The sequence below is a fragment of the Bartonella sp. AA86SXKL genome (assembly GCF_042196885.1).
This window is the reverse complement of record NZ_JBHIRE010000554.1, coordinates 1-287: the sequence shown is the minus strand read 5'-3', so window position 1 is coordinate 287 and position 287 is coordinate 1. Positions and strand designations below refer to the sequence as shown.

Annotated in this window: 1 protein-coding gene; it reads right to left on the bottom strand. The window is 45.3% G+C overall.

Annotated elements, in window-relative coordinates; all coding sequences use genetic code 11:
* The coding region (locus ACFIO5_RS13245; RefSeq protein ID WP_375705660.1) for a penicillin-binding transpeptidase domain-containing protein at positions 1-287 on the bottom strand (287 nt) is incomplete at both ends.

Below are 287 nucleotides of genomic sequence, written 5' to 3'. Positions count from 1 at the left end.
GCTGTTTGAGCATGATATTTTTGTGTGCAGAGAGCATGATAGTGTGCCATATCATGGCAGGAATACCACCACCAAAAGCTCGATTCATCGGTGAAAAATCATCATTGCCCATCCATACAGCTCCAGTATAATTACCAGTAAAGCCAACAAACCATGCATCACGATAGGATTGTGATGTTCCAGTTTTTCCGGCAACAAGGGTCATGGGGAGGGCGGCACGTTTACCGGATCCTCGTGTTGTGACACCAACCATCATTTGATTCATATAAGCTGCTGATTGGCTACTG